Below are 8,604 nucleotides of genomic sequence, written 5' to 3'. Positions count from 1 at the left end.
GGTGCCGAGTGTTGGGGCAAGAGCGCTTTGGTTACTTTCGACTGGGCCGGCATTCCGGCTTTTCGAAAGTGACCCGCTGTAAGGGCGGAACCATAAGCAGCCATTACCCAAATAACGGATATGTACCCGGTCTCACCCATATCCCAGACATAAAAAAACGCCGCGTATCTCACGATACGCGGCGTCTCTTCACATCAACACCTTAGGCTTGAATCACCGGAATGTTGGCGCTAGCTGCGATCTTGCGGAACTCAGCAATCTGGTCGAAGTTCAGGTAGCGGTAAACGTCACTGGCCATGGTGTCCAGTTTCGCCGCGTAGCCCATGTACTCTTCGACAGTCGGCAGGCGACCCAGGGTAGAAGCCACTGCCGCCAGCTCAGCCGAAGCCAGGTAGACGTTAGCGCCGTCACCCAGGCGGTTCGGGAAGTTACGGGTCGACGTCGACACAACGGTCGAATTCGGCTCTACACGTGCCTGGTTACCCATGCACAGCGAGCAGCCCGGCATTTCCATGCGTGCGCCAGCCTTGCCGTAGATGCCGTAGTAGCCTTCTTCGGTCAGTTGGTGAGCGTCCATCTTGGTCGGCGGCGACAGCCACAGACGAGTTGGCAGCTGGCCCTTGACCTGCTCCAGCAGCTTGCCGGCCGCGCGGAAGTGACCGATGTTGGTCATGCACGAACCGATGAACACTTCGTCGATCTTCTCACCGGCAACGCTCGACAGCAGACGGGCATCGTCCGGGTCGTTTGGTGCGCAGAGGATCGGCTCGTTGATGTCGGCCAGGTCGATCTCGATGACTTCGGCGTATTCCGCGTCGGCATCGGCTTCCATCAGCTCCGGGTTGGCAACCCAGGCTTCCATCGCTTGGGCGCGACGTTCCAGGGTGCGTGGGTCGCCGTAACCTTCACCGATCATCCAGCGAAGCAGGGTGATGTTGGAGTTCAGGTACTCGGTGATCGACTCTTTCGACAGCTTGATGGTGCAACCGGCAGCCGAACGTTCAGCCGAGGCGTCGGACAGCTCGAAAGCCTGTTCCAGCGTCAGGTCGTTCAGGCCTTCGATTTCCAGGATGCGGCCGGAGAAGGCGTTTTTCTTGCCTTTCTTCTCTACAGTCAGCAGACCCGATTGGATCGCGTAGTAAGGAATGGCATGAACCAGGTCACGCAGGGTGATGCCAGGTTTCATCTTGCCTTTGAAGCGCACCAGGATCGATTCCGGCATGTCCAGTGGCATAACACCAGTGGCTGCGGCGAACGCGACCAGACCGGAACCGGCCGGGAACGAGATGCCCATCGGGAAACGGGTGTGGGAGTCACCACCGGTGCCGACGGTGTCCGGCAGCAGCATGCGGTTCAGCCAGCTGTGGATGATGCCGTCGCCTGGACGCAGCGATACACCGCCGCGAGTCATGATGAAGTCAGGCAGGGTGTGGTGGGTGGTCACGTCGATCGGCTTTGGATAGGCCGCGGTGTGGCAGAACGACTGCATCACCAGATCGGTCGAGAAGCCCAGGCACGCCAAGTCTTTCAGTTCATCACGGGTCATCGGACCGGTGGTGTCCTGGGAACCGACGGTGGTCATCTTCGGTTCGCAGTAGGTGCCAGGACGAACGCCTTTGCCTTCTGGCAGACCGCAGGCCTTGCCGACCATTTTCTGTGCCAGGGTGAAGCCTTTGCCGGTGTCGACAGGCGCTTCTGGCAGCTTGAACAGGTCGGTTGGGCCCAGGCCCAGTTCGGCACGAGCCTTGTCGGTCAAGCCACGGCCGATGATCAGCGGGATACGGCCGCCGGCGCGGACTTCGTCCAACAGCACCGGGGTCTTCATTTCGAAGGTGGTGATGACTTCGTCGGTGCCGTGTTTGCAGACCTTGCCAGCATGCGGGTACAGGTCGATCACGTCGCCCATGTTCATGTTGGTAACGTCAAACTCGATTGGCAGTGCGCCCGCATCTTCCATGGTGTTGTAGAAGATCGGAGCGATCTTGCTGCCGAAGCAGAAGCCACCGGCGCGCTTGTTCGGCACGTACGGAACGTCGTCGCCGAAGAACCACAGCACAGAGTTGGTCGCGGATTTACGCGAGGAACCGGTACCGACCACGTCACCGACGTAGGCGATCGGGAAGCCTTGGCCGCGCATTTCTTCGATCTGCTTCATCGGGCCGGTCTTGCCTTGCTCGTCCGGCACGATGCCTTCACGGGCCATTTTCAGCATGGCCAGGGCGTGCAGCGGGATGTCAGGACGGGACCAGGCATCGGGAGCAGGGGACAGGTCGTCGGTGTTGGTTTCGCCGGTAACCTTGAAGACGCGCAGGCTGATCTTGTCAGCCAGGGTAGGGCGGTTGCTGAACCACTCGCCGTCAGCCCAGGACTGGATCACGGCTTTGGCGTGCTCGTTGCCGTTACGGGCTTTTTCAGCCACGTCGTGGAACGCATCGAACATCAGCAGGGTGTGCTTGAGTTGGGCGGCGGCGACCGGTGCCAGTGTGGCGTCGTCCAGCAGCTCGACCAGGGTCACGATGTTGTAGCCGCCTTGCATGGTGCCAAGCAGTTCAACGGCGCGTTGCTTGCTGATCAGGGGGGAAGTGGCTTCGCCCTTGGCCAGGGCAGACAGGAAACCGGCCTTGACGTAGGCAGCTTCGTCAACGCCTGGTGGAATGCGGTTGGTGATCAGGTCAACGAGGAAATCTTCTTCGCCAGCCGGAGGATTTTTCAGCAGCTCGACCAGGCCTGCGGTTTGTTCGGCGTTAAGCGGCTGGGGAACAATACCCAGGGCTGCACGCTCTTCGATATGTTTGCGGTAGGCTTCAAGCACAGTTATTACCCTCATCAGTGGTCCCACGGGACGCTCATCCAGAAATGAACGGCACGCATGCGCTCGGGGGCTTTTTGGGCCGCAAAGCCAGCGCTGCCGGCATTCCTCACAGAAGCTGCTTTCAAAGTTTTACGCCTGCAGAACGGAGCTGATGAGGGTTGGCGAGGGCATTGACCTACCGAGTCATTGACCATCGCCAACACCGTTCTGAAGGAACGACTGTGCTCGTGACGCTTTGAAAACAGCTTCCAGCGGATTATTGGCGCCTTACAAGGCCGGATGATTCTACGGCAAAAAATTTCTAAAGGTAAGTTGCCTCGCCAAGTTTGCAGGGTGATGAAGGTTAGACAAAGGGCTAACATGGCGCATTGTTTCGCTGATTTGCGTGTCGCTGCCCATGTCCAACCAAACCATCAAGACCCCCTGCGTCGGCCTGTGTTCCACGGTCTACGGCGATCTCGTGTGCCGTGGCTGCAAGCGTTTCCACCACGAAGTGATCCAGTGGAATGGCTATAACGAAGAGGAAAAACGTGCGGTCTGGCTGCGCTTGGAGCAGCTGTTGGTGCAGGTAATGGCCGGCAAACTCGAGGTTTTTGACCCCAAGACCCTGCGCGGCCAACTGGAACAGCGCAAGATCCGCTTCGTGCCGCATCAGTCCGAGTACTGCTGGGCCTACCAGTTGATCGCTCGTGGGGCACGGGTGATCAATAACCTGGAGGCCTACGGCATGGTGCTGTTGCCCGAGTTTCGCGACTGGCCCTTGCCGGACCTGCGCGATGCCATTGATCGGGAGTTCTTTATCCTTTCCGAAGCCCACTACCAGCGCTATATCGCGCCGGGGTTTCTCAAGGATGCGTTTGGCGCCTAGTTGTCAGGTGTTGGTGGCCTGTTCCACCAGGCGGTCCATCACTTCTTCGGGCTTGAGCACCAACACGTCGCTTTCCAGCGTATCCAGCACAACCTCTGCGGTGTTGCCAATCAATGCGCCGGAAATGCCCGTACGCCCCACGGTACCGATGATAGTCACCGCCGCCTGCAGCTTTTGGGCGAGATGCGGTATCAACACGTCCGCCGGTCCTTCCTCGATATGCAGGTGTTTGTCATCCACATCGAACTCCGCCTGAAACGCCCTGCATTGCTCGCGATAACGTGCCTCGATGGTCTCCCTGAGCTGAAACGTCGGGTCCGCCGCCGACAGCATCGGCGAGGGGTGGGCGCTGATTACATGCAATTGCGCCTTGGCCAGGTGGGCGATATCAAAGCCATGGTCGATGATCGAATTATGCAGTGAGCGATGTTCACCATCGGTATTGCCGACATCGATCGCCGCCAGGATCACGCCGCTGGTCCACGGCGTAGCGGTCTTGACCAGCAACACCGCCGTCGGGCAATAACGCAGCAACTTCCAATCCGCAGGCGTCAGCAGTGCCTTTTTCAATGGGCTGTCCGGGAAGTGCTGCTTGATCACCAGCCCACAGCCTTCGGCCTGCTGCACGTCGATAATGGTTTCATGCAAGCTGGCATTCCACGCCTGCTCGGTGCTGACGCTGTAGCCGTCTTCCTGCAAGCCCGACTTGAGCAGGCTGAGCAGCGCCGAGTGCTCATGCTTTTTGTCGCAGACCAGCAAATGCAGGTGCGCGCCGGTGACCCCGGCAATCAGCTTGGCACGCTTGAGGGCCAGGCTTTCCGAATGCTCGGGCTCGATGACCACCAGGATGCTGCGGATGGCTTGCATGGTCGGGATCTCCAAAAAGGGTGGGCCTGGAACAACTATAGTTGCTGGCTGGCGCACGTCATGTTGATGCACATCAAGGCCGGTGGCTGGTGGTCTGCGGCGGGGTCGGTATAATCGCCGGCCTTTTGTGATCCTTTTGCCCGTGAGCCCGATGAACCTGCCAGAAATCCACGAATTCCTCGGTTGCCGCACCCCTGACGCCTGGGTCCAGGCCGCGCTGGCCGATCAGGACACCCTGCTGATCGACCACAAGAACTGCGAATTCAAAGCCGCCAGCACCGCCCTGAGCCTGATCGCCAAGTACTACAGTCATGTGGACCTGATCAACATGATGTCGCGCCTGGCCCGCGAAGAGCTGGTGCACCACGAACAAGTCATGCGCCTGATGAAAAAGCGCAAAGTCGAGTTGCGCCAATTGAATGCCGGTCGCTACGCCTCGGGTTTGCGCAAAGTGGTGCGCACCCATGAGCCGGTAAAACTGGTGGATACCCTGGTAGTGGGCGCGTTTATCGAAGCGCGCAGTTGTGAGCGTTTCGAAGCACTGGTGCCACATTTGGACGAAGAACTCGGCAAGTTTTACTTCGGTTTGCTGAAAAGCGAAGCGCGGCACTTCCAGGGTTACCTGAAGCTGGCCTACCAATACGGCGACGCCAAGGACGTCGCCCAGGTGATAGAGCGGGTGAGGGCCGCCGAGCAGGAACTGATCGAATCACCCGACATCGAGTTCCGCTTTCACAGTGGCGTGCCAGCCTGAGGCCACGGCCACGCCGATCAGCGCGGTGATTCCGGCGAGCAGCAGGATCACCGTCTGCGTGCCCAGCGGTGCTGCCAACACTGCAATCGCCAGGCCCGCCAAGGGTTGCGGCAGGTTGTTGAGCAAGGTGATCACGCCCACGGTCTTGCCGAAGTCCTGCACGGGAATCACCCGCTGACGGGTGCTGCGCAGGTAGACGTTGAACATCTTGTCGAAGCCGGTGACCAGCAGGAAGCCCACGGCGTAGAGCCACACGTCAGGGCTGACTGCCATGATCACCGCACCGACTGCAATCATTGAATACGACAACCCGCCCAGCACCTTCAGCGGCAGCCCGGCCCGCGCTAGATAAAACAGAACTCCGATGGTCACCAGGGCGCCGGCTGCCTGCAGCAGGGCATAGGTGTCCTTATCCTGCGCAAATTGGCCGGTCACCATCGCCGCAGACGTGGCCAGCGTGACGCCGATGATCAGGTTCACACCCACGGCCAGGGTGATGACCCGCTTCAATTCCGGCAGTCGGCGGATATGCCCGAAGGCAATCTTCAGTGGCCGCAACCAGATATCCCGATGCTGCTCGAAGGTTTCCAGGCGTGTGGTGCTGGAGCGTTGCCACGCCCGCATCGCCAGGTCAGCCAATAAGAACAACCCGGCCACCCCGAGTACGACCCAGTGCCAGGCCCACACTTCCAGCATCAGCGCCGCCACCAATGGCCCGAGCACCAGCCCGCTCTGGTCGGCAATCTGTGAATAGGAAAGTGTCTTGGTATAGCTGTAGTGGGGGAAGACATGAGGCATCAGCACTTCTCGCGCCATGATGCCCTGGGTGGTCAGCACACCGCAGAGCGCCGAGAGCAGGACGATCCAGAGGATACCGTCGAATACCCCGTACAAAATCACGGCCACCGCGCAAGCCAGCGCCCGGCAAACCTGGCTGATATGCAGGATGCGCACCGGTGCGAACTTGTCGCACAATGCGCCACACACCGGGAACGCGAGATAACGCGGCAGCGACTCGACGAAAAAGGCCAGTCCGGCCCAAGCCACGCTCTGGGTAGTCTGGAATACGATCAGTGGCACGATAAACAGCAGAATCTGGTCCGCCAGTCGCGACAAGAACAACGAAACAAAGAACGCCAGGTAATCCTTGCGCATACAACTCCCTGTGGATGGCGTTAAAGATTGCAGGTTATTTGTTAAAAACTCTTAAAAGCATGAAGCTTCGTCGGCCAATGCTGGCCAGCTGCTTTAGTTGCCCAGCTTGCCACCTATAATGCCCGCTCTTCAATCTGTGTCTGCATACTGAGAACTTATGGAAAACCTGGGGCTGGGCAAGGTCTTGCTCGTTGAGGACGACGAAAAACTGGCAGGGCTGATCGCGCACTTTCTCGCGCAGCATGGCTTTGAGGTACGCGTGGAGCACCGGGGCGACGAGGCTTTGGCGGCGTTCCTGGCGTTCAAGCCGAAGATCGTCGTACTCGACCTGATGCTCCCCGGCCAGAGCGGCCTGCATGTGTGTCGCGGGATTCGCACGGTGTCCGACACGCCGATCGTGATTCTCACGGCCAAGGAAGATGACCTGGACCATATCCTCGGGCTGGAGTCCGGTGCCGACGACTACGTGATCAAGCCGATCAAGCCCCCCGTGTTGCTGGCGCGCCTGCGTGCGCTGCAACGACGCCAGGCGCCGGAGCCGACGGTGCGTGGGGCGCTGGCCTTCGGGCGGCTGGCCATCGATCGCAGTTGCCGGGTGGTCAGCCTCGGCGATGACAAGATTGACCTCACCACCATGGAGTTCGAACTGCTGTGGCTGCTGGCCAGTAACTCGGGGACGATCCTGTCGCGCGATGACATCCTCAACCGCATGCGCGGCATTGCGTTCGACGGGCTCAACCGCAGTGTCGACGTCTACATCAGCAAACTGCGCAGCAAGCTCAACGACAACCCGCGCGAACCGGTGTGCATCAAGACCATTTGGGGCAAGGGCTACCTGTTCAACCCGTTCGCGTGGGAGGCGTAGATGCTGCGGCTCTATATCCGCCTGTACATCATTCTGGCGCTGGGTCTGGCGGGGGCGATCTGGCTGGTCAACTACACCTTCGACGAACTTCTTCCCGAGGCCAATGAAACCTATAACCGTGAGGCCATGCGCGGCCCGGCCTATGGTTTGGTCGAGCAGTTGCGGCCCTTGCTCGGTGATGCCCGCCAGGCGCGCCTGAGTGAGCTGCAACCCCATTATGGGCTGCCCCTCAAGCTGGTGCAGCGCGATGAACTGGCGCTGAACCACCGTGAGCAACAGTTGCTGGCAGCCGGCCAATTGGTGGTGCGCGGAGATTTCATGGAATTCATCGCCAATATCGACGGCGGCCCGCAATTGCTCAATATCAAGCTGCCCGAAGAGCCGAAATGGCTGTACTTGTGGGCCTACAGCCTGCTGGGGCTGAGCCTGGCGATCGTGCTGTATTTCTGGGTGCGTCCGCACTGGCGCGACCTGGAGCATATCCGCCTGGCGGCGCAACGTTTCGGTGACAACGATCTCAGCTCGCGCATTCTGCTGCCGCGCCGTTCCACCGTGCGTGAGCTGGCGGGGCACTTCAACCAGATGGCCGAGCGCATCGAAAGCCTGATCGCCAACCAGCGCGAACTCACCAACGCCGTGTCCCACGAACTGCGCACGCCAATTGCGCGGCTGTCGTTCGAACTCGACCAGCTCAAACAACAGACAGATCCACGCCTGCGCGGCGAATTGATCGCCGACATGTATGCCGACCTTGGCGAGTTGGAAGAAATGGTTTCCGAACTGCTCACCTACGCCAGCCTGGAGCGTGGTGCCACCCAAGTCACCCGCGAAAACATCGAGGCCCACAGCTGGCTCGACAGCGTGATCGGCAGCGTGGCGCTGGAGGCTGAAGCAGCGGGTATCCAACTGTCGTTGCGCACGTGCGAGGTGGACTTTATCCAGATCGAGCCGCGCTTTATGGCGCGCGCGGTAATCAACCTGTTGCGCAACGCCATCCGTTACGCCGAACGCCGTGTGGAAGTGTCGCTGGTCAAGTTCGGCAGCGGCTATGAAGTGCGGGTGTGTGACGACGGCCCCGGGGTACCGGAAGAAGGCCGCTCGAAGATCTTCCAGCCCTTCATGCGCCTGGACGCCAGCCGCGACCGCCGCACCGGCGGCTTCGGCCTGGGCCTCGCGTTGGTGCAGCGGGTGTCGCAATGGCACGGCGGCCAGGTGCAGGTACTGGATTCGGAGTGGGGCGGTGCCTCCTTCAGGATGACGTGGGCGTACGCTGAGTCATAGGG

Annotated in this window: 7 protein-coding genes; 4 read left to right on the top strand and 3 right to left on the bottom strand. The window is 60.1% G+C overall.

The features are described from left to right. Positions 1-202: 202 nt before the first annotated feature. Positions 203-2,812 (bottom strand): bifunctional aconitate hydratase 2/2-methylisocitrate dehydratase, encoded by a 2,610-nt coding sequence (acnB, locus tag EJ576_RS26820; protein WP_122727425.1) that lies wholly within the window; start codon positions 2,810-2,812, stop codon positions 203-205. A 397-nt stretch (positions 2,813-3,209) separates the two neighbouring features. On the opposite strand from acnB, the gene EJ576_RS26815 reads away from it, so the two are divergent. Beyond that, positions 3,210-3,680 carry a DUF1289 domain-containing protein gene (locus EJ576_RS26815; protein WP_122727423.1) on the top strand — a complete coding sequence of 157 codons (471 nt, stop codon included), beginning with the start codon at positions 3,210-3,212 and terminating at the stop codon, positions 3,678-3,680. A gap of 3 nt (positions 3,681-3,683) precedes the next feature. Here the strand turns inward: EJ576_RS26815 and EJ576_RS26810 are convergent, their stop codons facing one another. Then, on the bottom strand, positions 3,684-4,547 hold the full coding sequence (locus tag EJ576_RS26810; RefSeq protein ID WP_122727421.1) for a universal stress protein: 864 nt from the start codon (positions 4,545-4,547) through the stop codon (positions 3,684-3,686). Positions 4,548-4,698: 151 nt separating this feature from the next. Between EJ576_RS26810 and EJ576_RS26805 the strand changes: the two genes are divergently transcribed. Beyond that, positions 4,699-5,301, top strand: coding sequence for a tRNA-(ms[2]io[6]A)-hydroxylase (locus EJ576_RS26805; RefSeq protein WP_016979482.1), 603 nt, complete (start codon positions 4,699-4,701; stop codon positions 5,299-5,301). Here EJ576_RS26805 and EJ576_RS26800 read toward each other — a convergent pair. Beyond that, the gene (locus EJ576_RS26800) at positions 5,257-6,456 is read right to left on the bottom strand and encodes an MFS transporter (protein ID WP_126571528.1); all 1,200 of its coding nucleotides are present in this window, start codon (positions 6,454-6,456) and stop codon (positions 5,257-5,259) included. The genes EJ576_RS26805 and EJ576_RS26800 overlap by 45 nt on opposite strands. Before the next feature lie 157 nt (positions 6,457-6,613). Here EJ576_RS26800 and EJ576_RS26795 point away from each other — a divergent pair, with 157 nt between their 5' ends. Beyond that, positions 6,614-7,321 (top strand): winged helix-turn-helix domain-containing protein, encoded by a 708-nt coding sequence (locus EJ576_RS26795; protein ID WP_122727416.1) that lies wholly within the window; start codon positions 6,614-6,616, stop codon positions 7,319-7,321. After that, entirely contained in the window at positions 7,322-8,602 is a 1,281-nt protein-coding gene (locus EJ576_RS26790; protein WP_126571527.1) for an ATP-binding protein, read from the top strand. Positions 8,603-8,604 lie beyond the last annotated feature (2 nt).

Source organism: Pseudomonas sp. C 49-2 (genome assembly GCF_003970195.1).
GTDB classification, from domain to species: Bacteria; Pseudomonadota; Gammaproteobacteria; order Pseudomonadales; family Pseudomonadaceae; genus Aquipseudomonas; species Aquipseudomonas canadensis.
The sequence above is the reverse complement of the archived record's forward strand: the minus strand, read 5'-3'. Positions and strand labels throughout refer to the sequence as shown.

Excerpts from the sequence above, each read along its gene's own strand:
- EJ576_RS26815 (WP_122727423.1), top strand. The coding sequence starts at position 3,210 with ATGTCCAACCAAACCATCAAGACCCCCTGCGTCGGCCTGTGTTCCACG.
- EJ576_RS26810 (WP_122727421.1), bottom strand. The coding sequence starts at position 4,547 with ATGCAAGCCATCCGCAGCATCCTGGTGGTCATCGAGCCCGAGCATTCG.
- EJ576_RS26795 (WP_122727416.1), top strand. The coding sequence starts at position 6,614 with ATGGAAAACCTGGGGCTGGGCAAGGTCTTGCTCGTTGAGGACGACGAA.
- EJ576_RS26790 (WP_126571527.1), top strand. The coding sequence starts at position 7,322 with ATGCTGCGGCTCTATATCCGCCTGTACATCATTCTGGCGCTGGGTCTG.
- EJ576_RS26805 (WP_016979482.1), top strand. The coding sequence starts at position 4,699 with ATGAACCTGCCAGAAATCCACGAATTCCTCGGTTGCCGCACCCCTGAC.
- EJ576_RS26800 (WP_126571528.1), bottom strand. The coding sequence starts at position 6,456 with ATGCGCAAGGATTACCTGGCGTTCTTTGTTTCGTTGTTCTTGTCGCGA.